Raw genomic sequence first — 24,681 nt, 5'->3', positions numbered from 1 at the left:
GACACGCAGTGCTCGGGACCACGCCGACCCGTCGGGCCGCCCTCCCGGCGTCCCCTCAGGACCGGCGTGATCCCATGATCGTTCCCCGCGCGACCCGCGGCGCCCGCTCCCGGCGGTGCGACCGGCCGTGCGGTGGCACCGACCCTGGACAGGAAGGACCGATGCCTCGATGGCACAGCCCGAGCGCTCCGCGCTGACCCTCCCGAGGGCCGTCCCGTCCGTACCGGCGACGGCCGAGCGCCTCGCCCGTGTCCGGCCGCTGACCAGCGCGACGCTCGAGCAGCACGGGGCCCGGCTGACCGTCCCCACCTACGACCGCGCGGCCCTGACGCCCGCCGTCGTCCACCTGAGCGTCGGCGGCTTCTCCCGCGCCCACCAGCTCATCTACTTCGACGAGGTCGCGCAGCGGCGGATCTCCAGCGGCTGGGGCGTCGTCGGCGTGGGCCTGCGGGCCCGGACGCTGCAGGACGCCCTCGCCCCGCAGGACAACCTCTACACCGTCGTCGAGCGCAGCCCCGACGGCGAGCGCGCGCGGGTCGTCGGCGTCCTGACCGACTACCTGTTCGCCCCCGACGCCCCCGGCGCCGTCCTCGACCGGCTCGCCGACCCCCGCACGCGCGTGGTGACCATGACGATCACCGACGCCGGCTACCTGCTCGACCCCCCCACCCGGGCCTTCACCCCCGACGACGACGTCCGGCACGACCTCGCGCACCCCGGCGCTCCGCGCACCGTCTTCGGGTTCCTCGTCGAGGCGCTCGACCGCCGCCGCCGGGCCGGCACGGCCCCGTTCACCGTGATGTCCTGCGACAACCTGCACCGCAACGGCGACGCCACGCGTGCCGCCGTCGTCGGCTTCGCGGCGCTGCGCGACGAGGTCCTCGCCCGCTGGATCGCCGACCGGGTCGCCTTCCCGAGCAGCATGGTCGACCGGATCACCCCGCAGACGACGCCGGAGGAGCGCGCCGCGGTCGCCCGGAGGCACCGTGTGGACGACCGCTGGCCGGTGATCACCGAGCCGTTCTCGCAGTGGGTCATCGAGGACACCTTCTGCAACGGCCGCCCGCCGCTGGACGACGTCGGCGTCCGCTTCGTCCGGGACGTCACCGACCACGAGCTGATGAAGACCCGGCTGCTCAACGCCAGTCACTCGGCGCTGGGCTACCTGGGCACGCTGGCCGGCCACGAGCGCATCGACGTCCTCATGGGCGACCCGCTGTTCGCCGCCTACGTCCGGCGGCTGATGGACGACGAGGTGACCCCGCTCATCCCCGTCCCGGAGGGCATCGACCTCGCCGAGTACAAGGCCACGCTGCTGAAGCGCTTCGCCAACCCGGCCATCGCCGACCGGCTGTCCCGGCTGTGCCGCCGCGGGTCGACCAAGCTGCCGCAGCACCTGCTCCCCTCGCTGCGCCAGGCGCTGGCCGAGGGTCGCCCGCACGCGCTGCTGACGCTCGCGCTGGCCGGCTGGATCGCCTACCTGCAGCGGGTCGACGACGACGGCCGGCCGCTGCCGGTCGAGGACGACCGCGGCCCGCACCTGCAGGCCCTCGCCCTCGCCGGCGGCACCGACCCGCGGCCGCTGCTGGCCGAGGAGCCGGTGTTCGGCGACCTCGGTTCGGTCCCCGGGTTCGCCGACGAACTGGCCGGCGTCCTGCGTCGCCTGGAGCGCGACGGCGTGCGGGCGACCGTCGCCGCCGCGACCCGAGCGAGCACCCGGTGACCGCCTCCCCCGCCGGCCGCACGGCCGCCGCCCTGCCGCGCGACGTCGTCGCCGGCCTCACGCACCTGCTCTGCGACGCCGACGGCAACCTCTTCCCCTCCGAGGAGCCGGCCTTCGTCGCGTCGGCCGAGGTGACCAACCGCTTCCTCGCCGAGCTCGGCGACCCCCGCCGGTACACCCCGGAGGAGCTGCGCCTGGCCACCACCGGCATGAACTTCCGGACGACGTCGACGCGGCTGGCCGCCGAGGCCGGCCGCCCCGAGGTCGACGTCGAGCCGTGGGTGGCCGAGGAGAAGCGCGCGGTGACGGCCCACCTCGGCGGGCACCTGCGCCCGCACGAACCCACGACCGCCGCCCTGACCGCGCTCGCCGCGCACCTGCGGCCGGCCGCGGTCAGCTCCAGCGCGCTGGCGCGGCTGGCGGCCTGCTTCACCGCCACGGGCCTCGACGAGCTGATCCCGCCGGACGTGCGGTTCAGCGCCGAGGACTCCCTGCCGGTGCCCACCAGCAAGCCCGACCCCGCCGTCTACCTGTACGCCTGCGCGCAGCTCGGCATCGCCCCGGCGGCGGGCCTGGCCGTGGAGGACTCCGTGCCCGGGGCGCTGTCGGCGGTCCGCGCGGGTTGTCCCACCGTGGGCAACCTCCTGTTCGTCCAGCCGGCCGAGCGCACCGACCGGGAGGCCGCGCTGCGCGAGGCCGGGGTGCTCACGGTCGTCTCGTCCTGGCAGGAGCTCGCCGGCCTGCTCCTGCCCGTCCTGACCGGAGGTGGCCGATGAGGATCGTCTACACCAGCTTCCGCGGCCTGTTCTCCGACAGCCCGCGCGCCGTCTACGAGGCGCTCGCCGCCCGCGGGGACGACGTCACGCACACCTGGCTGACCGCCCCGGTCGCCGAGGACGCCTTCCCGGCCGGGGTCGAGACGATCCCGTTCGGCGGTCCGGAGAGCATCGCCGCCCTCGAGGCCGCCGACGTCGTCGTCTCCAACGACCACGTGCCGCTGGACTGGGAGAAGCGACCCGGCGCCTTCTACCTGCAGACCTGGCACGGCACCCCGCTCAAGCGGATCCACAACGACGTGCTGTGGGCGCCGGAGGGCCGGCTGGCCTACCTCGAGCACGACATCGCCCGCTGGGACGCGATGCTCTCGCCCAACCCGTACAGCACCGCCCGGTTCCGGCAGGCGTTCGGCTACCGCGGCCCGGTCCACGAGACCGGCTACCCGCGCAACGACCTGCTCTCCAGCCCGGACCGCGACGCGGTGCGCGCGCGGGTCCGGGCCGGGCTCGGCATCGACGAGGGCACCCGGGTGGTCCTCTACACGCCCACCTGGCGCGACCAGCTGGTCTTCGAGGGCACCGCGGAGCGGGACTTCGACTTCCCCGTGGACCTCGCCGACTTCACCGACCGGCTGGGCGGCGACCACGTGCTGCTGCTGCGGCTGCACAACATGGTCTCCGACCGGCTGGAGTCGATCGAGGGACTGCCGGTGCGCGACGTCTCCTCGTACCCGGACATCCGCGACCTCTACCTGGCCGCCGACCTGCTGGTCACCGACTACTCGTCGACGATGTTCGACTTCGCGATCACCGGGAAGCCGATCCTGCTGTTCACCTACGACCTCGACGACTACCGCGACCGGCTGCGCGGCTTCTACGTGGACATCGAGGAGCTCGCGCCCGGCCCGCTGCTGTCGACCAGCCGCGAGCTCGTCGACGCGGTGGCCGACCTGGACGCCGTCGCCGCCGCGCACGCCGACCGGTACCGGACGTTCCGGGAGACCTACACCTCACTCGAGGACGGGCACGCCACCGACCGCGTCCTCGACCTGTTCTTCCCGCCCGGCGGTCCCGCCGGCGCGGACCCGACGACCCGAGAGGGGGACGACAGTGCGCATCGTTGAGCTCGCGCAGACCACGGGGGTTCCCGCCCTGGAGGCGCTGACCACCCGGACCGGCACCGGCACCGAGACGCACCCCGTGCAGGTGGTCATCCTGGCCGCCGGGATGGGGACCCGGCTCGGGCGCCCGCTGCCCAAGCCCCTGACCCCGCTGGTCGACGGCCGCAGCATCCTGCACCGCCAGCTCGACACGCTGGCGCAGGTGCTCGGCCCCGCCGTCGACGTCACCGCCGTCGTCGGGTTCCAGTGCGAGCTGCTCATGCAGGCCGCGCCCGACCTGCGGTTCGCCTACAACCCGCACTTCGCCCGGACCAACACCTCCAAGAGCCTGCTGCGCGGCCTGCGGACGACCCGCTCCGGCGGCGTGCTGTGGCTCAACGGCGACGTGGTGTTCGACGCCGCCGTCCTCGAGGCGGTGCTGCCGGCGATCGAGGCCGACGAGAGCTTCGTCTGCGTGGACACCTCCGTCGTCGGCGACGAGGAGGTCAAGTACACCCTCGACGACGACGGCTACATCGCGGAGCTGTCCAAGACGGTGACCGGCGGCCTGGGCGAGGCGGTGGGCATCAACCACGTCTCCTCCGCCGACAAGGCCGCGCTGGCCGAGCACCTCGAGGCCTGCGGGGACCAGGACTACTTCGAGCGCGGCATGGAGACGGCGATCATCGAGGCCGGCCTGCGGTTCCGGCCGCTGGACATCTCCCGGTGGACCGCCGTGGAGGTCGACTTCGAGGCCGACCTGGAGCGGGCCAACGCGATGCTCTCCAGCAACCGGGCGCGCCTGCACCCGGTGCCCGGCCGCACGCACTGAGCAGTTCCTCTGTGGCATGGGAAGCGATCCCCCCGTCCTGACGCCCAGGACGTGGGGATCGCTTCCTATGCCTGGGCTCGGGCGACCGGCTCCGGCTCGGAGCCCGCCCGGTCGGGGTCGCGGAAGCGCCGCGCGGCGGCCAGCCCACCGACCACGAGGCCGGCGCCACCGGCCACGAGCACCGCCACGGCTCCCCGTGCCAGGACCCCGGGCCCGCCGGTGGCCACGTGCGCGCTCCACAGCACGTCGACGTCGGGCAGGCCCTGCACCAGCAGCAGCCAGCCCAGCACGACGGCGCACAGCCCCGCCATCACCCCGCGACCGCGCCACGCCGCGGCCAGCCCGAGCGCCGCCACCAGCGCCGCGGTGACCGCCGGCAGCAGCGCCGACACCACCGCCGCCGCGTACGTGGACACCGTCACCGGCGGCTCCGGCGTGCCCGCGGCGTGCCACAGGGCGGCGGCACCCCCCAGGGCCATCACCGCGCCCAGCGGCCGCGGCGAGCGGGCGAGCAGCCCGGCGGCCGCGACGACGGCGGCCAGCGCCAGGTGCAGGCTCCAGGTGAGTGCCGTCGGCGGCGGCGGGCTCCAGGTGAGCTCGCCGCGGACGGTGACCGCCGTCTCCCCGTGCCGCATCGGGACGGTCCAGTCGAACACCGTGTGGGCGCGCGTCGGGTCTGCGGCCACCGCGGGCGGCAGCTGCTGCTCGCTCATCCAGTGGGTGCGGTGGTCGTGCCACGTGTACTGCGGCTCGGTGGACACCTGCACCCACACCGGCTCGGCCCGCGGGTCGGCGTCCTCGGGCAGGCTGACGCGGCCGTAGCGGTCGAGGTTGATGGTGGTGGCCGGGCTGCGGGCGTTGCGCCAGACGCCGTCCGGGCCGATCCGCAGGTAGGGCTCGTCGGAGTAGCCGGGCACCGTCAGCTCGGTGCCCGTGGTGTTGACCACCTCGAGCGCGTCACCGAACTGCAGCACCCGCACGCCGAGGCCCGGCACCGCCGGCTGCACCGAGGTCACCCGGCCGTCGAAGTCGCTGCCGGCGACCTCGCCGCCCACATGCGCCTGCGCCGGCCCGGCGAGGGCCAGGGTGGCCAGCACGCCGAGCAGCACGACCAGCAGCCGCGCACCGGCGGCCGCTACGCCGCTCACCCCGCGTCGGCGACCGCGGCCAGGTCGCCGGCGATGTCCCGGGCGGTGTTGCCGGCGTCGAAGGCCACGTGCGCCTCGTCGTCGGCCCCGTAGAGCAGCAGCAGCGAGCTGTGCAGCCGGCCCTCGTCCTCCGCCAGCGGCACGCCGGCCGACAGCTGCGCCTGGTCGATCGCCTCCTGGTCGCCGGTCAGGCCGATGAACTGGGTGGGCAGGTCGGCGTCGAAGCGGTCGAGGTACTCGCCGAGCACCGGCGGGGTGTCGGCGGCGGGGTCGGTCGTCACGAAGACGACCTGCACCTGACCGGCCAGCTCCGGGTCGGTGTCGCGCAGCGCGAGGGCGACGTCGGCCATCGTCGACGGGCAGACGTCCGGGCAGTTCGTGTACCCGAAGAACAGCAGCGTCGGGCGGCCCGCCGTGGCGGTGGCGAAGTCGTAGGCCGCGCCGGAGGAGTCGGTCAGGGTGAACGACGGCCGCTGGAACGGGTCGCGCAGGTCGATCCCGGCGTACTCGTCGCCGGGGCCCTCCAGCGTGGCGGCCCCGCCTCCGGAGTGGTCGTGTCCCTCGGCGGCGGCCGCCTGGTCCCCGCCGTCGGAGCCACAGGCGGACAGCGCCAGGCCGGCGGCGAACAGCAGCGCGGCGGTCCGGCCGCGCGCGGGAGCGGTCACGAGGACACGGTACGTCGGCCCGCGCGGTACCCGAGGACGACGCCCGCGATCCCGACGGCCAGCGCCAGGATGGCGAGGAACAGCGCCAGGCCGGCCGGCTCGTTGCTGACCGGGCCGTCGTGCCCGTGCGCGTCGGAGGACGCCGCGGTGTCGGTGGCGGTCGCGTCCGCGGTCGACGTCAGCGAGAGGGTGGGCGCCGGGTTCTCCGGCTCCTCCTGGCCGTCGACGGTCGGCTCGATCCAGGCCGACTCGGTGCCGTCGCTGTAGGTCTGCACCGCGGGGAAGGACAGCGTCTCGGCGTCGGGGAACGGCCCGCCGGACAGCGCGAACTCCTGGAACTGGCCCGGGGCGATCCCGCCGCCGGCCTCGGCGCGGAACTCCACCACGGAGACGTAGCTGGTGATCTCCTGCCCGTGGCTGTCCATGGGCTCGTCGAGCCGGGCGGAGGTGGTGGTGATCGTCCACCCCGGCACGGGCTGGGCCCGCAGGGAGGCCATCGCCTCCTCCTCCGGGATCGAGATGCGCAGCGAGACGGTGCTCGCGGTGTCGCTCTCGTTGGGCACCCGGAAGGTGAGCTTCCCGTAGCCGCCGGCGGTGGCGTCGGCCGACGAGACCGTCACGTGCGCCGACGCGCCGGTGGCGACGACGACGGACGCGGCCAGGGCGGTCAGGACGGCGGTCAGGACGACACCGGCACGCGCCAGCGGTCGCAGGATGGTCGGGAACACGTCTCTCCTCGTCTGGGGTGGCACGGGTCTCAGCGCACCGGGAAGTCGGTGCTGGCGGTGGTGGCGGTGAACTCGTCGAGCCGGACGGCGACCGCCACGGTCCAGGTGCCGGCACCCGGGATCGACATCCCGTCGGCCACCCAGTGGCCGGGGCCGGCGGGCTCGAGGTCGACGTCGAGCGGGCCGATCTCCTGCTCGGGCTCGGTGAGCGTCACGCGCAGGCCGGCCGGCTGGGCGAGCTGCCCGCCGTCGTCGAAGAGGTAGACGTGCATCGTGTTGGCGCCGGCCCGGGCCGGGTCGACGGACAGCTGCACGCTGCCGGACTCCCCCGCCGCCGACTCCAGCGGCAGCGTGACGTCGACCGGCTCGGCGATGGTGGCGCGGGCCGGCGGGGTGCCCACCAGCACCGCCGAGAGGACCAGGACGGCGGCGGCGACGGCGGCCTCGACGAGGACCGAGCGGCGCAGCGGGGCGACGTCCTCCACCGCGCCGCGGGCCTGCACCGCCGCGCGGGCCCGCGCAGCCTCCACGACCGGGCCCTCCTCGGCACCGGACGGGCCGCCGCCGGCGGCGGCGAAGGCGTGCGCGGTCACCCGCCGGCGACCGCCGGGCCGCGGCCGGGTGACGCCCAGGTGCTGGTGCACCCAGACCCGCGAGACACCCGCGGCGGCCAGGAGCAGGAGCACCAGGGCCAGCTTGGCCAGCAGCACCCAGCCGTAGGTGGTGGAGACCAGCGCGGCCGGTGAGCCGACCTCGCGCACCGACTGGACGACGCCGGTGACCACGAGCGCGGCCACCGCGCCGGAGGCCAGCCGTGACCACCGGGGCAGCGCCGCGGCCAGCTCGCCGGCCTCGACGCCCGGCCGCACCAGCCCGGCCAGCAGCGCGGCCAGCCCGCCCAGCCACAGCACCATGGCCGCCACGTGCACCGCGGTGACGGCCGTGGCGAACACCGGGAGGCTGCCGGCCACGGGGTGCCCGACCGCCGCGGTGGTGAGGACGACGCCGCCGCCGACCACGGCCAGGCCCGCGGTCTCCTGGGACTGCGGCGGGGCGGCCCGGCGCCACAGCGGCACCAGCAGCGCGGCGAGGACGAGGGCGAGCGCGCCGCGGCCGAGCGTGGTGAGCCCGAAGGACGACGACCCGGTGGCGGCCACGAGAGACGGGTCGAGCAGCGAGCCGAGCCCCGCGCCGGCGGAGTAGGGGCCCTGCAGCAGGAAGGTCAGCACCGCGGCCCCCGCGACGGTGAGGAGCCCCGCGGTGGTCAGCAGCCGCATCCGCCGCGACGCCCAGCCGGCCGGCCAGCACAGCAGCAGGAACGCCGGCACGCCCAGGCCCACCGCCGCTCCGGCGAAGCCGAGGCTGCGCACGGCGGGCAGCGCGGTGGCCACGAACGGGTCGGCATCGGGCTCGGCGGCGACCGCTCCGGCGTCGGCGAGCTCGCCGTCGCCGACGACGAACGCGAACGCCCCGCTGATCGGGTGCGAGTCGGCGGAGACGACCCGGTAGGTGACGACGTAGCTGGCATCGGGCAGGTCGCCGCGCAGCGGGATGACCACCGTGTCGTCCTCGACCGAGGCCGCACCGGTGTCCACCCGCGCGCCGTCGTCGCCGAGGACGCGGGCGTAGCCGGCGCCGAGCGAGACGCCCTCGGTGAAGCCGAGCGTCACCTGTGCGGGCGCCCGGTCGAGGCGGGCGCCCTCCCCCGGGTCGGTGGAGACCAGCTCCGCGTGGGCGGCGGCCGGCCCGGCGGTGGCCACGCCCAGGCCCAGCCAGCCGGTCAGGAGGACGAGCAGCAGCAGGGCCGGCCGCACCGGCCGGGTGGTGGGAGTGGTCACGCCGTCGCCTCCCGCCCGACGACGGCGGCGACCCGCCGGGTGCGCTGCCGCCAGGCGAGGGCGGTGATGACCACCACGCCCGCGAGCAGCAGCAGGTGGGCGGCGGCGCGGTCGGCGTGCACGTGGCCGGCCTGCAGGTCGCGCACGGTGGTCACGGTGAGCAGGACGGTGAAGGTGGCGAGGAACGGCAGTGCGCCGGCGGCCAGCCGCGGCGCCGCGGCCACGGCGAGGAAGGCGGCGGCGACGGCGAGGTTCCAGGCGCCGGTCTCGTGCGCCACGTGCACCGGCGCGCTCATCGCCGCGGATCCGCTCGCCAGCGCGGGCCAGGCCAGGCCGGCCTGCGCCACGCCGACCGCGAGCAGCGCCAGGCGCAGCGCGGCCTGCAGCAGCCGGGCGCGCGCGGCCGCGGCGGTGCCGGGCAGCTGCTGCGGCAGCGCGCCGAGGACGGCGGCGGTGAGGTCGGGCACCGGCGGGGCGGGAGCCAGCCGCGCCCGGCGGGTCACCCCCTCGACGGCGGCGGCCCACCCGGCGCACGCCGGGCACGCGGCGAGGTGGTGGTCGAGGTCGGCGGCGGGCATGCCGAGCGGCTCGCCGTCGAGTCGTGCGGAGACCGCCTCGCGGAACGGGGCACACTGCATGTCCTAGTAGTCGTCGCGGTGGGCCCGTCCGGTTCCCGGCTCGACGGGGATTCGCGCGGAGGTGGCAGGTGGACGAGCTCGGGCGGGTCGCGGCTGCCGCCGTCGACGGCGACCCCCTCGCCGCCGCGACCCTCGTGCGGGCCACCCAGTCCGACGTCTGGCGGCTGTGCGCGGCGCTCGGCGACCGCGAGTCCGCCGACGACCTGACCCAGGAGACCTACGCCCGCGCGTTCGCGTCCCTGCACCGCTTCGAGGGCCGCTCCTCGCTGCGGACGTGGCTGCTGGCCATCGCCCGCCGGGTGTGCGCCGACGCCGTCCGCTCCCGGCGCCGCCGGCGGCTCACCCTGGTCCGCGACGACGCCGACCTCGAGGCCCTCGGCCGCACCGACGGCGCCGACCGGGTGGGCGAGGGCGCCGCCGTCACCGACCTGTTGGCCCGGCTGGACCCCGACCGCCGGGAGGCCTTCGCGCTGACCCAGCTGCTGGGGCTGTCCTACGCCGAGGCCGCCGAGGTGGCCGGCTGCCCGGTCGGGACCATCCGCTCGCGGGTCGCCCGGGCGCGTGCGGACCTGGTCCAGGCGCTCGGCGGGGACGCCGGGGAGGGGTCCGAGGCGGCTCGCGGGTGACCGTGAGCTGAACGACAGCGGACGGGTACCTATGCTGCCCGACGGCCGTACGACCGCAGGACGCGGCGGGCGACCTCCCACCGCCGATCCGGAGCCCTGCCGTGCCCTTCAGCCTGACTCCCAAGGACTCGAGCTTCTACAAGCTGTTCAGCGCCTCGGCGCAGAACCTGGTGGAGGCCACCGACGTCCTGAGCGAGTTCATCCACGACCACGCCCGCCGGGGCGAGCTCGCCGACCGGCTGCGTGACCTCGAGCACGCCGGGGACCAGTCGACGCACGCGATCTTCCGGCAGCTGAACTCCAGCTTCGTCACGCCGTTCGACCGCGAGGACATCTACAGCCTGGCCAGCCACCTCGACGACGTCATGGACTTCGTCGAGGCCGCCGCCGACCTCGTCGTCCTGACCGGGCTGGGCACCCTGCCGGCGGAGATGAGCCAGCAGACCGCGCTGCTCCAGCGCGCCGCCGAGACCACCGCAGAGGCGATGCCGCGGCTGCAGACGATGAAGGGCCTCCCCGACTACTGGATCGAGGTCAACCGCATCGAGAACGAGGCCGACAAGCTGTACCGGCGGCTGCTCTCCCGGCTCTACAGCGGTGAGTTCGAGGCCCTCGAGGTGCTGCGGCTCAAGGAGGTGGCCGACCAGCTCGAGGAGGCCGCCGACGCCTTCGAGAAGGTGGCCAACGTCGTCGAGTCCATCGCGGTCAAGGAGTCCTGAGCCGCATGCGACCTGCTGACGGACGTCCGCCGACGGACGCCTGCTGATGGACGCCTGCTGATGGACGTGCGCTGATGGACGCCGCCCTCGTCGCGCTGGTCGTCATCGTCATCGTCGCCCTGGCCTTCGACTACACCAACGGCTTCCACGACGCCGCCAACGCCATCGCCGTCGCCGTCTCGACCAAGGCGCTGACCCCGCGGGTGGCGCTGGCCCTCGCGGCGGTGATGAACCTCGTGGGCGCACTGCTGTCCACCGAGGTCGCCAAGACCGTCGGTGAGGGGATCATCGACGCGCCCGTGGGCGGCGAGGGGCTGGAGATCGTCTTCGCCGCGTTGGTCGGGGCGATCACCTGGAACATGATCACCTGGTACTTCGGCCTGCCCTCGTCGTCCTCGCACGCACTCATCGGCGGGCTGGTCGGCGCGGCGCTGGCCGCCGCGCACTCGGTGCAGTGGATGGGGATCCTCGACAAGGTCGTCATCCCGATGGTGCTCTCGCCGCTGGTCGGCTTCGGCCTCGGCTACCTGTTCATGCTGGCCATCCTGTGGACCTTCCGGCGGGCCAACGTCTCCCGCGCCAACCGGGGCTTCCGCTACGCGCAGATCGTCAGCTCGGCCACCATGGCGCTGGGGCACGGCCTGCAGGACGCCCAGAAGACGATGGGCATCATCACGCTGGCGCTGTACACCGCCGGGGAGATCGACGACTTCGAGGTGCCCCTCTGGGTCGTGCTGGCCGCCGCGGGCGCGATCAGCGCGGGCACCTACGCCGGCGGGTTCCGGATCATGCGCACCCTCGGCCGGCGCATCATCCAGCTCACCCCCGCGGGCGGCTTCGCGGCGCAGACGGTCGCCTCCGGCGTCATGGTCACCACCGCGACGGTCTTCGCCGTCCCGGTCTCGACCACGCACATCACGACGACGTCGATCATGGGCGTCGGGTCGACCCGGCGGCTGTCGGCGGTGCGCTGGGGCGTGGCCGGCAACATCGTCGTCGCGTGGGTCGTCACCCTGCCCGCCGCCGGCGCGGTGGCGGCGCTGGCCTACTTCCTGACCGACCTCGCCGTCGGCTGACCCCCTCCGCGGCGGCCCCGGGCCCCCCGCTGGCATATCCCGATCGATCTGGTAGACATAGTCCCCGTGGCGGCGACGGCGGTGCTCCTGGTGGGGCGGATCCACGTCGACCTGCTGCGCGTGTGCACGGCCACCTGTCCGGGCTGCTGACCTCCGCGCCCCTCGGCGCATCCCCCTCGCACGTCCCGCGACGAGTCGCGCCCTGCTGCGCGCCCGCGGCCCCCGCCACGCCTGAATCCCAGGAGCCCCACCCCCGTGAAGACCCTCATCGTGCTCGCCCTCGCCGGGCTGGGCGCCCAGCTTGTCGACGGCAGCCTCGGCATGGCCTACGGCGTCACCTCGACGACGCTGCTGCTCGCCCTCGGCACCAACCCCGCCGCCGCCTCGGCGACCATCCACCTCGCCGAGATCGGCACCACGCTGGCCTCCGGCCTCTCGCACTGGAAGTTCGGCAACGTCGACTGGAGGGTCGTCGCCAAGGTCGGCGTCCCGGGCGCCGTCGGCGCCTTCGCCGGCGCGACCGTGCTGTCCAACCTCTCCACCGAGGTGGCCGCGCCGGTCATGTCGCTGATCCTGCTGTCCCTCGGCGCCTACCTGCTGGTCCGCTTCACCTTCCGCGGCATCGACCGCCGCAACCTGGGCAAGCCGGTCCGCAAGCGCTTCCTCGGCCCGCTCGGCCTGGTGGCCGGCTTCGTCGACGCCACCGGCGGCGGCGGCTGGGGCCCGGTGGGCACGCCGGCGCTGCTGGCCAGCGGCCGCATGGAGCCGCGCAAGGTGATCGGCTCGATCGACACCTCCGAGTTCCTCGTCGCGCTGGCCGCCAGCCTCGGCTTCCTCTTCGCGCTGGGCTCGCAGGGCATCGACGTCGCCTGGGTCGCCGCGCTGCTGCTCGGCGGGCTGGTCGCCGCGCCGCTGGCCGCGTGGCTGGTCCGGCACGTGCCGCCGCGGCTGCTCGGCTCGCTGGTCGGCGGGATGATCGTGGTGACCAACAGCCGCACGCTGCTGCGCAGCGACTGGATCGACGCCTCCGACCCCGTCCGCTACGCGGTCTACGCCGTGATCTACCTGATCTGGGCCGCGGCCGTCGCGCACTCCTTCCGCCAGTACCGCAAGGACCGGGCGCAGGAGTCCGCCGACGCCCTCGCCGCCGAGGCCGCCCGCCTCGCCGAGCAGCCGGAGCTGCACACGCCCGACGCGGCCGACGTCGCCGACCTCGAGCGCAGCCTCCGCGCCGGCCGCCCGGCCGACCCGCGCGACTAGCGGCTGCGCCCGCTCCACGGGAGGCCCCGTCCGGTCCGCCGGGCGGGGCCTCCCGCCGTCTCAGCGGCCGGCCAGCAGGGCGGACTCCAGGTCCTCGGGCAGGCCCGGCTCCGGCAGGCCGTGCGGCGTGGGCAGCCGCACCGGGCCGGTCCGCAGCCAGGCCCAGGTGTCCGCGACCGTCTCGCGCACCGGCCGGCTGGGCAGCCCGAGCGCCCGGGCCCGGGTGGTGTCCACGTCCCACGCCGTCTCCGCCATCTCGCGCGGCAGCCACAGCGGCAGGTGCAGCCACGGCTCCACCCCGGCGGCCAGCAGGTCCTCCTCGGGCACCGCGACCAGCTCCGCGTCGCTGCCGGTGACCTCCCGGCAGGTCCGCAGCAGGTCGCCCAGGGTGGTCATCCCGGCCGGGCCGGTGGCGTTCACCGGACCCGACTCCCCGCGCTCGGCCGTCTCCACCAGCCATCCGGCCAGGTCCCGGACGTCGACCAGCGCGATCGGCTGGTCCAGCGCGTCCGGGACGACGACGCGGCCGCCGCGGGCGATGCGCTCCAGCCACCACGGCAGCCGGCGCACGTTGTCGTGCGGCCCGACGATCAGGCCGGCGCGGGCGGTGAGGAACCGGCCCGGGAGCGCCGCGCCCAGCACCCGCTCGGCGTACGCCTTGACCGGGCCGTAGTCGTCCTCGTCGCTGTCCCACACCGGCTCGTCCTCGCCCCGGATCGGGCCCGGCGGCCAGGTCGAGTAGGCGTTGAGGCTGCTGGTGAACGCGTAACCGCGCACGTCCGCGAGCGCGGCCGCGGCGTTGTCCGCGGCCGGCCGGGACTGGCAGGAGGTGTCGACGACGAGGTCCGGCGCCCAGCCCTCCAGGGCGTGCGGCAGGGCGTCGGGGTCGTCGCGGTCGCCGTGCAGCGTCCGGACCCCGTCCGGCGGCCGGCCGGTCACGCCGCGGGTGAAGGTGGCCACCTCGTGGCCGCGGCCGAGGGCCGCCGTCACCACGTGCCGGCCGAGGAAGGCGGTGCCGCCGAGGACGAGGAGTCGCATGGCCGCAGCCCAGCGCAGCCGCTCCCCCGCCGTCCAGCCGGTTCGCGGACGGCGTGGGGCTCGCCGGCGGCCCGCTACACGGCGCGGGTGACCACCGGGAGGTCGGGCACCTGGGGCAGCGGCTGGGAGCGGGCGGCGGCCAGCACCATCTGCGGCGAGCGGGGCAGACCACGGCGGGTGCACAGCCGCAGCGCGCGCACGCCGGTGATGACGTCGGTCTCCGGCGGCACGACCAGCAGGTGGGCGACCCGGTTGCCGCCGCCCCAGGTCAGGCAGACGACGCCGGGGTCCATGCTGCGGAAGCCGCCGGTGCGCACCACGCGGCCGTCGACCACGACCTTGCGCGGCGCCGGCGACCACGCGTCCAGCGGGTAGGTGAAGCGCTCGACCCGCACGCCGCGCCGGTCGAGCGCGGCGACCAGCTCCGGGACCTCGACGGCGAGGTCGCGCGTGCGGGGGTACCAGGCGCCGTCGAAGGTGTTCTCCCCCGACCCCGCGTCGGCCCGCAGGCTCACCCGGACGTCGATGCCGCCGCGGAAGCCCTCCGCCCCCCACACTCCCTGGGTCGTCGTCATCGCTGTCCCCGCCTCCCGCTCCGGTGCACGGACCCGCGTCCGGGTCCGCCCGACGACCGTAGGTCGGCGCGTCGCCGGGTCCCCGCGCGCCGGAGCCGGGCCTGTCGGGCCGCACCGGCTCGCCGTCACCACAGGTCACGGGCCGATCACGAGGCTCCGGGTCCGGACAGCGCAGGAGCCCCCGCCCGGCGGACCGGGCGGGGGCTCCTGGGTGCACTTCCGCGGACGTGCGCGGTGGCTCAGGCGGGCTTGGGCTTGCGGTTCTTCGCCTTGCCGCGCTCGGTCTGGTCGAGCACCACCTTGCGGATGCGCACGGTGGCCGGGGTGACCTCCACGCACTCGTCCTCGGCACAGAACTCCAGCGCCTGCTCCAGGTTGAGGATGCGCGGCGGGATCAGCCGCTCCAGCTCCTCGGAGGTGGACTTGCGCATGTTGGTGAGCTTCTTCTCCTTGGTGATGTTCACGTCCATGTCGTCCGGACGGGAGTTCTCACCGACGATCATGCCCTCGTAGACGTCCGTGCCCGGCTGGACCATGAGCGAGCCGCGCTCCTGCAGCGAGAACATCGAGTACGTCGTCGCCACGCCCTGGCGGTCGGCGACCAGCGAGCCGGTCGGCCGGGCGCGCATGTCGCCCAGCCACGGCTCGTAGCCCTCGAGGTTGTGGTTGAGGACGCCGGTGCCGCGGGTCTCGGTGAGGAACTCGGTGCGGAACCCGATGAGGCCGCGCGAGGGGACGACGTACTCCATCCGCGCCCAGCCGGTGTCGTGGTGCACCAGGTTCTCCAGGCGGCCGCGCCGGGTGGCCAGCGCCTGGGTGAGCGTGCCGACGTACTCGCCGGGCGTGTCGATGGTGACCCGCTCGACCGGCTCGTGGACCTTGCCGTCGATGACCTTGGTGACCACGGTCGGCCGGCCGACGGTGAGCTCGAACTCCTCGCGGCGCAGCTGCTCGACGAGGATGGCCAGCGCCAGCTCGCCGCGGCCCTGCATCTCCCAGGTGTCGGGACGCTCGGTGGGCAGCATGCGCACCGAGACGTTGCCGACCAGCTCCTGGTCGAGGCGGTTCTTGATCAGCCGCGCGGTCAGCTTCTTGCCGGAGCGACCCGACAGCGGCGAGGTGTTGATCCCGATGGTGATGGAGATCGACGGCTCGTCCACGGTGAGCGGCGGCAGCGGCCGCGGGTCGTTCGGGTCGGCGAGCGTGTCGCCGATCATGACGTCCTCGATGCCGGCGATGGCCACGAGCTCCCCGGGGCCGGCGCTCTCGGCCGGGGTGCGGGTGAGCCCCTCGGTGACCAGCAGCTCGGTGATCTTGACGTTCTTGATGCTGCCGTCGGTCCGGCACCAGGCGACCGTCTGGCCGCTCTTCATCGTCCCGGAGTGGATGCGCAGCAGCGCCAGCCGGCCGAGGTAGGGCGAGGCGTCGAGGTTGGTGACCTGCGCGCGCAGCGGCTCCTCGGCGTCGTAGACCGGCGCCGGGATGGTGTCGAGCAGGGTCTTCACCAGCGGCGCGAGGTCGGGGCTGTCGGGGCTGGTGCCGTCGGCCGGCCGGGTGAGCGAGGCCTGCCCGGTCTTGCCGTTGCTGTAGACGATCGGGAAGTCGAGGTTGTCGACGTCCATGCCGGAGTCCTCGAGCAGCTCCATGAACAGCTCGTAGGTCTCGTCGACGACCTCGCCGATGCGGGCGTCGGAGCGGTCGGTCTTGTTGACCACGAGGATCACCGGCATCCCCTTGCCCAGCGCCTTGCGCAGGACGAAGCGGGTCTGCGGGAGCGGGCCCTCGGAGGCGTCGACGAGCAGGACGACGCCGTCGACCATCGACAGGCCGCGCTCGACCTCGCCGCCGAAGTCGGCGTGGCCCGGGGTGTCGACGATGTTGACGACGACGGGGTTGCCGTTCTCGTCGGCCAGGTGGATCGCGGTGTTCTTGGCCAGGATGGTGATGCCGCGCTCACGCTCGAGGTCCATCGAGTCCATGACGCGGTCCTGCGTGGAGTCGTTGTCCGTCCCCTCGCCCTTGGCGCGCCCGAGGGCGCCTGCCTGGCGGAGGAGGGCGTCGACCAGGGTGGTCTTCCCGTGGTCGACGTGAGCGATGATCGCCACGTTGCGCAGGTCGTCGCGGGTGGGCATGCGGAAGGGCACCTCAGGGTGTCGGGGGATCCCGCGGCGGCTGCGCTCGCGGTACCACGGGTAACGGCCGCCGGCCCGGCGACCTTCCCATTCTAGGCGCTCGGCGCGCGGGAACCCCCGGCCGCGGCCGACCGGCCATCGTGCACGCTCGCCCTGCCGCGCCGATCGTGACCGGACTCACCGGCTCGGACGGCGGCGAGCCGCTCCTGCAGCTCGAGCCGCAGCCGGTCGGCGGTCTCCCGACGGCGGCGCTCCCGCGCCGTCACGAGGCCGCCGAGCAGCACGAGGCCGGCGACGAGGAGCCAGCCCCACCCGCCGGGCCCCTCCGGCAGCAGGGTCGCGACGGCGACGAGGGCCGCCAGGAGCGCCGCGATCCCGAGGGCTCCGGTCCGGGTGGCGTGGGCCTGGTCCCGCTGCTCCGCCAGCCGGACCAGCCACTCCCCGTCGGCTCCGCCGGGGAGGACCCCCGTGGAGACGGCGCGGCCGGCGGCGGCCCGCTGCCGGGCGGCCGCCGAGAAGCGGAGCTGGAGCGCGAGGAACAGTCCCATCCCGACGGTGGACAGGACGCCGCCGAGGCCGGCCTCCCGCCAGTTCCACTCCTCGCGGAAGACGAACAGGTCGAGCACCTGCACCGTGGGGGCGTAGAGGGCTCCGGCGAGGACGGCCGGCCGCAGGACCTCGGGGAGCCATCCCGGGTCGACGCGCGTCGTCACGCCGCCAGGATGGCCGACGTCCGCCTCGACACGCCATCCCGCGCCGGGGCGCGGTCAGCGGGTGAGCTGCCCCGGCTGCGGCCGGTCGGCCACCGCGTAGCTGACGCCGGCGGCCGCGAGCGTCACCAGACCGACCGCCAGCCACGACGCCATCCCGACGCCGAGTGCGAGCACGTGCGCGACGACGAACGCGCCCACGTACAGCGCCCCGAGGCACAGTGCGACCGCCCAGCCGCGGCGCTGCACCCAGAGGTACGCCGCGCCCGCGCCGGCGGCGGCGAACACGGCGCCGCCGAGCGCCCGGATGCCGGTGCCCTGCGCGACGCCGAACCCGGCCGCCAGCCCGACGGCGACGAGGACGGCGGAGGACAGCCGGGTGCGGGCGCGGGTGAGCGACGACGTCATGCCCCCAGTCTCCCCTCGGGCCGGGAGTGCGGACGATCAGGTGGGCTGGTCGTGCTGCCTCCCGGCTCACGGTCGACGGTGAGCCAGGACGCGCCACGGTGGGCCAGGACGCGCGAGGGCCCCGGACGCACGTGGCATCCGGGGCCCCTCGACGGGTGGTGACTAGGCGGCGCGGAGCACGGCCTCGATCTCGAGCTCGACGTCGATCTTGTCGCCGACGACGACGCCGCCGCCGTCCATCGGCAGGTCGATGTCGACGCCGTAGGCCTTGCGGGAGATGGAGGTCCGGGCGCTGAAGCCGGCGCGGGTGCCGCCGTAGGCGTCGGGACCGAAGCCGTTGAGCTCGAGGGCCAGCGTGACCGGCTTGGTGATGCCCTTGATGGTCAGGTCGCCGTGGACGGTCCAGTCCTCGCCGTCGGCGACGACGCCGGTCGAGCGGAAGGTCATGACGGTGTGGTTGCCGACGTCGAAGAAGTCCGCGGAGCGGATGTGCGCGTCGCGCTGCTCCTGGCGGGTGTCGATCGAGTCCATGTCGACGGTGGCGGTCACCGAGGAGGCGGCCGGGTCCTCGGCGGTGACGATCTCACCGGAGAACTCCGTGAAGTAGCCGCGGACCTTGCTCACCATCATGTGGCGGACGGAGAAGCCGACGGTGGAGTGGGTGGCGTCGATGTCCCAGGTCCCGGCGACGTACCCGGGGATCTGGACGGCGGTGGTGCTGGTCATGGCTGGACCTCTCGGTTGTTGAAGGTTTGAGCTTCGTGCCGTCGAGAGCGTAGTTGAGCGCTTGACTATTCCGCCAGTACGCTGGGAGTCATGACGACGCAGGTGTCACCCGGTGCGGGACCGGCGCCCGAGCCGCCCGTCGGGGAGCCGCGCTGGCTCGACGCCGACGAGCAGCGGGCCTGGCGGGCCTGGCTCTACAGCACCCAACTGCTCAACGACCGCCTCGACCGCGAGCTCATGCGGGCCACCGGCATCCCGCACGCCTACTACGAGATCCTCGTGCAGCTGTCGGAGACGCCGGAGCGGCAGATGCGGATGAGCGAGCTCGCCGACCGGTGCCTGTCCTCCCGCAGCCGTCTCTCCCACGCGGTGTCGCGGCTGGAGGAGCGCGGCTGGGTGCGCCGGCAGGAGTGCGCCGAGGACGGCCGCGGACTGCTCGCCGTCCTCACCGACGAGGGCTTCGCCGCCCTGGAGGCCGCGGCGCCCATCCACGTCGAGGGGGTGCGCACCCACCTGTTCGACCAGCTCTCCCCCCAGCAGGTCACGGCGATGCGCGACCTCGGCGAGACGCTGCTGCGCCACCTCGACCCCGGCTGAGCACCTCCTCCCCCGGCACGACGGGCGGGTCCTCCCCCGGGTGGACGACGGACGGCACGGTGCTGCCTAGGGTCGCTCCGATGGACGAGCGCCCCCTCCTCGAGACCCTCGCGGCGCGGCTGCGCGAGCGGCCCTTCGAGGTCGACGTCGCGATCGCCGCCGTGGTCGGCCTGGTCACCGTCGTCGCGCCGTCGCAGTCCTACTACGCGGCCGAGGTCCCGGCCTTCGTCCTCGGCGTGCTGCTGGTCGCGCCGCTGGCCTGGCGGCGGCGGGCACCGGTCCCCGCGGCCGCCGTCGTCACCGTCGCGGGGCTCCTCGAGCTGTTCGCGGGCACGGACTTCCTCGCCGCGAACGTGGCCGCGCTGATGATGGTCTACGCGCTGGCCGCCTACGCGCCGCGGTGGGCCGCGCGGGCCGGGCTCGTCCTCGGCCTGGCCGGCGCCGTCCTCGCCTCGCTGCGCTGGTACTCCCTGGACTCCAGCGACGCGCTGCTGGTCACCGTCGGCGCCATCGCCGTCTCCGTCGTCGCGGCGTGGGCACTGGGCCGGCTGCGCCGCTCGCGCCTCGGCGAGGTCGTCGGCCTGGCCGAGCGGGCGCGGCTCCTGGAGATCGAGCGCGACCAGGAGATGCGGCTGGCGGCCACCGCCGAGCGGGCCCGCATCGCCCGCGAGATGCACGACGTCGTCGCGCACTCCCTGTCGGTGGTGATCGCCCAGGCCGACGGCGGCCGCTACGCCGGGCGCACGGACCCCGAGGCGGCCACCGGCGCGCTGGAGGCGATCGCGGCCACCGGGCGCCAGGCGCTCACCGACATGCGCGCCCTGCTCGGCGTGCTGCGCGAGGACCGGCGCGAGGAGTACGCCCCGCAGCCCGACGTCGCCACGATCCCGGTCCTGGTCGAGGACGTCCGCGCCAGCGGTCTCGACGTCGACCTGCTGGTGGAGGGCGAGCCGCGGCCGATGGCGACCGGCCCGCAGCTGGCCGCCTACCGGATCGTGCAGGAGTCGCTGACCAACGTCCTCAAGCACGCCGGCCCCGCCTGTCGGGCGTGGGTGCGGCTGCACTGGCGGCCCGACGTCCTGGAGCTGTCGGTCCTCGACGACGGCCGGGGGGCCGGGGCGGTCACCGGCGACGGCCTCGGGCAGGGGCTGCGCGGGATGGCCGAGCGCGCGCAGCTGCACCGCGGGCGCCTGGAGGCCGGGCCCCGCAGCGGCGGCGGCTTCGGCGTGCACGCGGTGCTGCCGCTCGGGAGTGGCCGGTGATCCGGGTGGTCCTGGTCGACGACCAGCAGATGGTCCGCGCCGGGTTCCGCATGGTCATCGACTCCCAGCCCGACCTGACCGTCGTCGGCGAGGCCGGGAACGGCGACGCCGCGGTGGCGCTGTTGCGGTCCACCGCGGCCGACGTCGTCCTCATGGACGTGCGCATGCCCGGCACCGACGGCATCGAGGCGACCCGGCAGGTGACCGCGCTGCCCGACCCGCCGCGGGTGGTCGTGCTGACGACCTTCGACCTCGACGAGTACGTCGTGGCCGCGATCGGCGCCGGGGCCAGCGGCTTCCTGCTCAAGGACGCCCCACCCGAGGAGATGCTGGCCGCCGTCCGCACGGTGCACGCCGGCGACTCGGTGATCGCGGCCAGCTCGACCCGCCGGCTGCTGCAGCACGTGGCGCCGATGCTGCGCGGCGCCGCTCCCACGACCGTCGGCGGCGGCTCGGAGCTGGCCGAGCTGACCCCGCGCGAGCGCGAGGTGCTGGTGCAGATGGCGCTCGGGGCCACCAACACCGAGATCGCCCAGCGCCTGTTCGTCAGCGAGGCGACGGTGAAGACGCACGTCGGGCGCGTGCTGGCCAAGACCGGCTCGCGCGACCGCGTGCAGGTCGTCGTCCTGGCCTACCGCACCGGCCTGGTCTCCCCCGCCGACCTCCTCCGGGACGCCTGAGCACGGCCCGGAGGGCCTTCGTGGCGCTGTTGGCCCGTACGACCCGGGGATGACGGCGGGGTCCGTCCCCGGGGGCACGGACGGCGGCCGGCGGATCACCGCCGGCGACGACGCGGGGGGACGGCTCCGACCGCGAGGGTCTCTCCGTCCCGAGAACCGATCCGCGGAGGTCCGCAGTGTCCGTCCCCGTCATGACCGTCCCCGGCGAGCCGCCGGCGCCGGTGTCGTCCGCCGCCGTCCGCGCCACCGGCCTGACCAAGGTCCACGGCTCCGGCGAGACCGCCGTCCACGCGCTGGCCGGCGTCGACGTCGCCTTCGGCCGGGGCGAGTTCACCGCGATCATGGGCCCGTCCGGGTCGGGCAAGTCGACGCTGATGCACTGCCTGGCCGGCCTGGACACCGCCACCTCCGGTCAGGTCTTCCTCGGCGGCACCGAGCTGACCCGGCTACGCGACGACGAGCTCACCCGCCTGCGCCGCGACCGGATCGGCTTCGTCTTCCAGGCCTTCAACCTGCTGCCGGTGCTCGACGCCCGGGAGAACGTCGTGCTGCCGATGCTGCTGGCCGGCCGCCGCCCCGACCCGGCCTGGTTCGACGCCGTCATCGCCCGCCTCGGCCTGCGCGAGCGGCTGCGCCACCGCCCCTCGGAGCTCTCCGGCGGCCAGCAGCAGCGGGTGGCCATCGCCCGGGCGCTGCTCCCCCGCCCCGACGTCGTCTTCGCCGACGAGCCCACCGGCAACCTCGACTCGCGCAGCGGCGCGGAGGTGCTCGACCTGCTCCGCAGCAGCGTCCGCGAGACCGGCCAGACCGTCGTCATGGTCACCCACGACCCGACGGCGGCCTCCTACGCCGACCGCGTCGTGCTGCTCGCCGACGGCCGCCCCGCCGGCGAGGTCGACCGGCCCACCGCCGCGTCGGTGCTCGAGGCGCTGCGCGGGCTCGGGGGCTGACCGGTGCTGTCCACCACCCTGGCGAACCTGCGGGCGCACCTGCCGCGGCTGGTCGCCGCCACGCTGGCCGTCGTCATCGCGGTCGCCTTCGTCGTCGCGACGCTGGTGCTCAACGAGACCTCCCGCGCGACGCTGCTGCGCGCCGCCGGCGCCGAGTACGTCGGCACCGACGTCGTCGTCACCACCACCGACGGCTCCTCGCTGGCCGGCGCGGCCGGCGCCGTGGCGGCCGTCCCCGGCGTGCGCGCCGTCGACCCGACCGTCTCCGCCGACGTCCGGGCCCGCTTCCCCGGCCGGTCCGAGGCCCACCTGCAGGTGAGCAGCGTCGCCGCCGACCCGCGGCTGCGCTGGCAGCGGGTCACCGCCGGCGCCCTCCCCGAGCGGCCCGGCGAGATCGCGGTGGCGACGACGACCGACGCCGCGGTGGGCGACGTCGTGGCCGTCACCGTCCGCGACCCCGCGACCGGTGACGTCACCTCCACCAGCGACGCCACCGTCACCGGCCTGGTCGACCTGGGCGGCGACCCCAGCGCCGGGCTGTTCGCCCGCGGCTTCGCCGTGCCGGACCAGGTGACCGCCTGGGGCGCGACGGATCCCACCGAGCTGCGGGTCGCCGGCCGGCCGCGCACCGAGCCGGAGCTCCTGGCGGCGGCCGTGGCACCGGCACTGGGCTTCGCGGCGGTCGAGGTGCGCACCGGCGAGGAGGCCGCCGAGGACGCCGTCGCCGACGTCACGGGCAACCGGCTGGCGCTGGCCGCGGTCCTGCTGGTGTTCGCCACCGTCGCGGTCCTGGTGGCCGGGCTGGTCATCGCCAACACGCTGGCCGTGCTCGTCGCCCAGCGCACCCGCGACCTGGCGCTGCTGCGCTGCGTGGGCGCCACCTCCCGGCAGGTGCGGCGCAGCGTGCTCGTCGAGGCCGCGGCCACCGGGCTGGCCGCCTCGGCGCTGGGCGTGGGCGTCGGCGTCGGGCTGGCCGCCCTCGTCTCGGCGCTGGTCGGCGCCGACTCGCCGCTGCCGCTCGAGGGCGTCGCCGTGCCGCCGTACGCCGTCGGGGCGGGGCTGGCGGTCGGCACGCTGACGACGCTGCTCGCGGCCCTCGGCCCGGCCCGCGCGGCCACCCGGGTGGCGCCACTGGCGGCGCTGCGGCCGACGGACGCCGCCCCGCTGCGCAGCCGCGGCGGCCTGCTGCGGTTCGCCGCCGGCCTGCTGCTCGTGCTCGGCGGCGCCGGTCTGATGGTGCTGGGCGTGCTGGCGGTGGACGTGTACGCCTCGCTGGCCGGCGGTACCGCGAGCTTCCTCGGCGTGGTGCTGCTCGCCCAGCGGGCGGTGCCGCCGGTGGTGGCCGCGGCCGGGCGGGGGCTCGGCCGCGTGGGCGGGGTCCCGGGCCGGCTGGCCGCCGGCAACGCCTCGCGCAACCCGCGCCGGACGGCGGCGACGGCGACCGCGCTGCTCGTCGGCGTCACGCTGACCACCGCGATGGTGGTGGGCGCCGCCTCCACCCGGGCCACCGCCCAGGCCGGCCTCGACGCCGCCTATCCCGCCGACGTCGAGATCGGCGCGTACGGCGAGCTGCCGGCGTCGCTGCTGCCGCGGCTGCAGGAGGTCGACGGCGTGGCCGCCGGGACGGCGCTGCTCGGGATGGACGTGACCGGGCCGGACGGGCAGCCGACGTGGGTGCAGGGCGTGGACCCCGCCGAGGCCACCCCGGTCCTGCGCAGCACCGCCGGCCTCACCCTCCCCGCGTTCGGCGAGGCGGTGCTGCCGCAGTGGGCCGCCGACGCCTACGGCCTGCGCGCCGGCGAGACGCTGACCCTGCGGGCGGGCGAGCGCAGCCGGGCGCTGACCGTCGTCGTGGGCAGTGACGTCACCGCCCCGCTGCTCTCGGCGGCCGACCTGCGGGGCCTGGCGCCCGAGGCGACGGCGGCGACGCTGTGGCTGCGCCTCGACGACGGCACCGGCCAGCGCGACGCCATCGACGAGGTCACCGAGCTCACCGGTGCGGCGGCTCCCGACGCCTACGTCACCGGCCTGGCCAGCGAGCGGGCAGCCATCGACTCCGTCCTCGACGCGCTGCTGCTGGTGGTCACCGGCCTGCTCGGCGTGGCGGTGCTCATCGCGCTGATCGGCGTGGGCAACACGCTGGCGCTGTCGGTGCTCGAGCGGCGGCAGGAGAACGGCCTGCTGCGGGCGATGGGCCTGACGCGGGGTCAGCTGCGCGGGCTGCTGGCCTGGGAGGCGGTGCTCGTCGCCGGCGTCGCCGCGGTGCTCGGCGTGCTGCTCGGCGGGGCGTACGGCCTGGTCGGGACGGCGTCGGTGCTCGGCGGGCAGGACGCGGTGCTGCTCGACGTGCCATGGCTGCAGGTCGGCGGCATCGTCGTCGTCGCCACGGCGGCCGGGCTGCTCGCCTCGGTGCTGCCGGCCCGCCGGGCCGCCCGCACCGCCCCCGTGGCCGCGATCACGGCGGTCTAGTACGT

General features: G+C 75.5%; 24 protein-coding genes. 13 read left to right on the top strand and 11 right to left on the bottom strand.

Annotated elements, in window-relative coordinates:
• The first annotated feature begins 169 nt into the window (after positions 1 to 169).
• The 4 genes from HLV61_RS00805 to HLV61_RS00790 are packed head-to-tail and all read left to right on the top strand — an operon-like array spanning position 170 to position 4,431.
• Complete coding sequence (locus HLV61_RS00805) at positions 170 to 1,723, top strand: mannitol dehydrogenase family protein (protein WP_369251983.1); 1,554 nt, start codon at positions 170 to 172, stop codon at positions 1,721 to 1,723.
• Positions 1,720 to 2,499, top strand: a complete 780-nt coding sequence (locus tag HLV61_RS00800) for an HAD family hydrolase (protein WP_369251981.1) — start codon at positions 1,720 to 1,722, stop codon at positions 2,497 to 2,499. The genes HLV61_RS00805 and HLV61_RS00800 overlap by 4 nt, the downstream gene beginning before the upstream one ends.
• The gene (locus tag HLV61_RS00795) at positions 2,496 to 3,623 is read left to right on the top strand and encodes a CDP-glycerol glycerophosphotransferase family protein (RefSeq protein WP_369251980.1); all 1,128 of its coding nucleotides are present in this window, start codon (positions 2,496 to 2,498) and stop codon (positions 3,621 to 3,623) included. The genes HLV61_RS00800 and HLV61_RS00795 overlap by 4 nt, the downstream gene beginning before the upstream one ends.
• A complete protein-coding gene (locus HLV61_RS00790; RefSeq protein WP_369251978.1) occupies positions 3,610 to 4,431 on the top strand; it encodes an NTP transferase domain-containing protein in 822 nt (273 codons plus the stop codon). The genes HLV61_RS00795 and HLV61_RS00790 overlap by 14 nt, the downstream gene beginning before the upstream one ends.
• 65 nt (positions 4,432 to 4,496) lie before the next feature.
• Here HLV61_RS00790 and HLV61_RS00785 read toward each other — a convergent pair whose 3' ends face one another.
• From HLV61_RS00785 to HLV61_RS00765, 5 genes are read right to left on the bottom strand one after another with little or no spacing between them, the layout of a single operon-like run.
• Positions 4,497 to 5,579 (bottom strand): hypothetical protein, encoded by a 1,083-nt coding sequence (locus HLV61_RS00785; protein ID WP_369251976.1) that lies wholly within the window; start codon positions 5,577 to 5,579, stop codon positions 4,497 to 4,499.
• Complete coding sequence (locus HLV61_RS00780) at positions 5,576 to 6,244, bottom strand: SCO family protein (RefSeq protein WP_369251974.1); 669 nt, start codon at positions 6,242 to 6,244, stop codon at positions 5,576 to 5,578. Before HLV61_RS00780 ends, HLV61_RS00785 begins: the two co-directional genes overlap by 4 nt.
• A complete protein-coding gene (locus tag HLV61_RS00775) occupies positions 6,241 to 6,972 on the bottom strand; it encodes a YcnI family copper-binding membrane protein (protein ID WP_369251972.1) in 732 nt (243 codons plus the stop codon). Before HLV61_RS00775 ends, HLV61_RS00780 begins: the two co-directional genes overlap by 4 nt.
• A 29-nt stretch (positions 6,973 to 7,001) precedes the next feature.
• On the bottom strand, positions 7,002 to 8,810 hold the full coding sequence (locus tag HLV61_RS00770) for a copper resistance CopC family protein (protein ID WP_369251970.1): 1,809 nt from the start codon (positions 8,808 to 8,810) through the stop codon (positions 7,002 to 7,004).
• Positions 8,807 to 9,448, bottom strand: a complete 642-nt coding sequence (locus tag HLV61_RS00765; protein WP_369251968.1) for a zf-HC2 domain-containing protein — start codon at positions 9,446 to 9,448, stop codon at positions 8,807 to 8,809. Before HLV61_RS00765 ends, HLV61_RS00770 begins: the two co-directional genes overlap by 4 nt.
• A 68-nt stretch (positions 9,449 to 9,516) precedes the next feature.
• Between HLV61_RS00765 and HLV61_RS00760 the strand changes: the two genes are divergently transcribed.
• The 4 genes from HLV61_RS00760 (at position 9,517) to HLV61_RS00745 (ending at position 13,129) form a co-directional block, all read left to right on the top strand.
• Complete coding sequence (locus HLV61_RS00760; protein ID WP_369251966.1) at positions 9,517 to 10,074, top strand: sigma-70 family RNA polymerase sigma factor; 558 nt, start codon at positions 9,517 to 9,519, stop codon at positions 10,072 to 10,074.
• Positions 10,075 to 10,175: 101 nt separating this feature from the next.
• Complete coding sequence (locus HLV61_RS00755; RefSeq protein ID WP_369251964.1) at positions 10,176 to 10,793, top strand: DUF47 domain-containing protein; 618 nt, start codon at positions 10,176 to 10,178, stop codon at positions 10,791 to 10,793.
• Between the two features lie 74 nt (positions 10,794 to 10,867).
• On the top strand, positions 10,868 to 11,869 hold the full coding sequence (locus HLV61_RS00750) for an inorganic phosphate transporter (protein WP_369251962.1): 1,002 nt from the start codon (positions 10,868 to 10,870) through the stop codon (positions 11,867 to 11,869).
• A gap of 255 nt (positions 11,870 to 12,124) precedes the next feature.
• Positions 12,125 to 13,129 (top strand): sulfite exporter TauE/SafE family protein, encoded by a 1,005-nt coding sequence (locus HLV61_RS00745; RefSeq protein WP_369251960.1) that lies wholly within the window; start codon positions 12,125 to 12,127, stop codon positions 13,127 to 13,129.
• A gap of 60 nt (positions 13,130 to 13,189) precedes the next feature.
• Here the strand turns inward: HLV61_RS00745 and HLV61_RS00740 are convergent, their stop codons facing one another.
• The 6 genes from HLV61_RS00740 to HLV61_RS00715 all read right to left on the bottom strand — a co-directional run bounded on the left by HLV61_RS00740 (position 13,190) and on the right by HLV61_RS00715 (position 18,718).
• Positions 13,190 to 14,167, bottom strand: a complete 978-nt coding sequence (locus HLV61_RS00740) for an NAD-dependent epimerase/dehydratase family protein (protein WP_369251958.1) — start codon at positions 14,165 to 14,167, stop codon at positions 13,190 to 13,192.
• A 74-nt stretch (positions 14,168 to 14,241) separates the two neighbouring features.
• Positions 14,242 to 14,742 carry a DUF5994 family protein gene (locus HLV61_RS00735; protein ID WP_369251956.1) on the bottom strand — a complete coding sequence of 167 codons (501 nt, stop codon included), beginning with the start codon at positions 14,740 to 14,742 and terminating at the stop codon, positions 14,242 to 14,244.
• A gap of 239 nt (positions 14,743 to 14,981) precedes the next feature.
• Positions 14,982 to 16,874, bottom strand: coding sequence for a translational GTPase TypA (typA, locus tag HLV61_RS00730; protein WP_369251954.1), 1,893 nt, complete (start codon positions 16,872 to 16,874; stop codon positions 14,982 to 14,984).
• A 92-nt stretch (positions 16,875 to 16,966) separates the two neighbouring features.
• Entirely contained in the window at positions 16,967 to 17,587 is a 621-nt protein-coding gene (locus tag HLV61_RS00725) for a hypothetical protein (RefSeq protein WP_369251952.1), read from the bottom strand.
• A 54-nt stretch (positions 17,588 to 17,641) separates the two neighbouring features.
• A complete protein-coding gene (locus tag HLV61_RS00720; protein ID WP_369251950.1) occupies positions 17,642 to 17,992 on the bottom strand; it encodes a hypothetical protein in 351 nt (116 codons plus the stop codon).
• A 162-nt stretch (positions 17,993 to 18,154) separates the two neighbouring features.
• On the bottom strand, positions 18,155 to 18,718 hold the full coding sequence (locus HLV61_RS00715; RefSeq protein WP_369251948.1) for a YceI family protein: 564 nt from the start codon (positions 18,716 to 18,718) through the stop codon (positions 18,155 to 18,157).
• Between the two features lie 90 nt (positions 18,719 to 18,808).
• On the opposite strand from HLV61_RS00715, the gene HLV61_RS00710 reads away from it, so the two are divergent.
• The 5 genes from HLV61_RS00710 (at position 18,809) to HLV61_RS00690 (ending at position 24,676) form a co-directional block, all read left to right on the top strand.
• Complete coding sequence (locus HLV61_RS00710) at positions 18,809 to 19,315, top strand: MarR family winged helix-turn-helix transcriptional regulator (RefSeq protein WP_369251946.1); 507 nt, start codon at positions 18,809 to 18,811, stop codon at positions 19,313 to 19,315.
• 80 nt (positions 19,316 to 19,395) lie between these two features.
• Positions 19,396 to 20,577, top strand: coding sequence for a sensor histidine kinase (locus HLV61_RS00705; protein WP_369251944.1), 1,182 nt, complete (start codon positions 19,396 to 19,398; stop codon positions 20,575 to 20,577).
• The gene (locus tag HLV61_RS00700; RefSeq protein ID WP_369251942.1) at positions 20,574 to 21,257 is read left to right on the top strand and encodes a response regulator; all 684 of its coding nucleotides are present in this window, start codon (positions 20,574 to 20,576) and stop codon (positions 21,255 to 21,257) included. The genes HLV61_RS00705 and HLV61_RS00700 overlap by 4 nt, the downstream gene beginning before the upstream one ends.
• A 176-nt stretch (positions 21,258 to 21,433) precedes the next feature.
• The gene (locus tag HLV61_RS00695) at positions 21,434 to 22,207 is read left to right on the top strand and encodes an ABC transporter ATP-binding protein (protein WP_440284438.1); all 774 of its coding nucleotides are present in this window, start codon (positions 21,434 to 21,436) and stop codon (positions 22,205 to 22,207) included.
• A gap of 3 nt (positions 22,208 to 22,210) precedes the next feature.
• Positions 22,211 to 24,676: an FtsX-like permease family protein gene (locus HLV61_RS00690; RefSeq protein WP_369251940.1), complete on the top strand. Its 2,466-nt coding sequence runs from the start codon at positions 22,211 to 22,213 to the stop codon at positions 24,674 to 24,676.
• The last annotated feature ends 5 nt before the right edge of the window (positions 24,677 to 24,681 follow it).

The sequence above is a fragment of the Geodermatophilus amargosae genome, from assembly GCF_041028265.1.
In the GTDB taxonomy this organism is placed as follows: Bacteria; Actinomycetota; Actinomycetes; order Mycobacteriales; family Geodermatophilaceae; genus Geodermatophilus; species Geodermatophilus amargosae_A.
This window is presented reverse-complemented; position numbering and strand designations above follow the sequence as displayed.

Coding starts and splice junctions, on each gene's coding strand:
- HLV61_RS00805 (WP_369251983.1), top strand. CDS start 170: ATGGCACAGCCCGAGCGCTCCGCGCTGACCCTCCCGAGGGCCGTCCCG.
- HLV61_RS00795 (WP_369251980.1), top strand. CDS start 2,496: ATGAGGATCGTCTACACCAGCTTCCGCGGCCTGTTCTCCGACAGCCCG.
- HLV61_RS00765 (WP_369251968.1), bottom strand. CDS start 9,448: ATGCAGTGTGCCCCGTTCCGCGAGGCGGTCTCCGCACGACTCGACGGC.
- HLV61_RS00750 (WP_369251962.1), top strand. CDS start 10,868: ATGGACGCCGCCCTCGTCGCGCTGGTCGTCATCGTCATCGTCGCCCTG.
- HLV61_RS00740 (WP_369251958.1), bottom strand. CDS start 14,167: ATGCGACTCCTCGTCCTCGGCGGCACCGCCTTCCTCGGCCGGCACGTG.
- HLV61_RS00735 (WP_369251956.1), bottom strand. CDS start 14,742: ATGACGACGACCCAGGGAGTGTGGGGGGCGGAGGGCTTCCGCGGCGGC.
- typA (WP_369251954.1), bottom strand. CDS start 16,874: ATGCCCACCCGCGACGACCTGCGCAACGTGGCGATCATCGCTCACGTC.
- HLV61_RS00720 (WP_369251950.1), bottom strand. CDS start 17,992: ATGACGTCGTCGCTCACCCGCGCCCGCACCCGGCTGTCCTCCGCCGTC.
- HLV61_RS00715 (WP_369251948.1), bottom strand. CDS start 18,718: ATGACCAGCACCACCGCCGTCCAGATCCCCGGGTACGTCGCCGGGACC.
- HLV61_RS00710 (WP_369251946.1), top strand. CDS start 18,809: ATGACGACGCAGGTGTCACCCGGTGCGGGACCGGCGCCCGAGCCGCCC.
- HLV61_RS00705 (WP_369251944.1), top strand. CDS start 19,396: ATGGACGAGCGCCCCCTCCTCGAGACCCTCGCGGCGCGGCTGCGCGAG.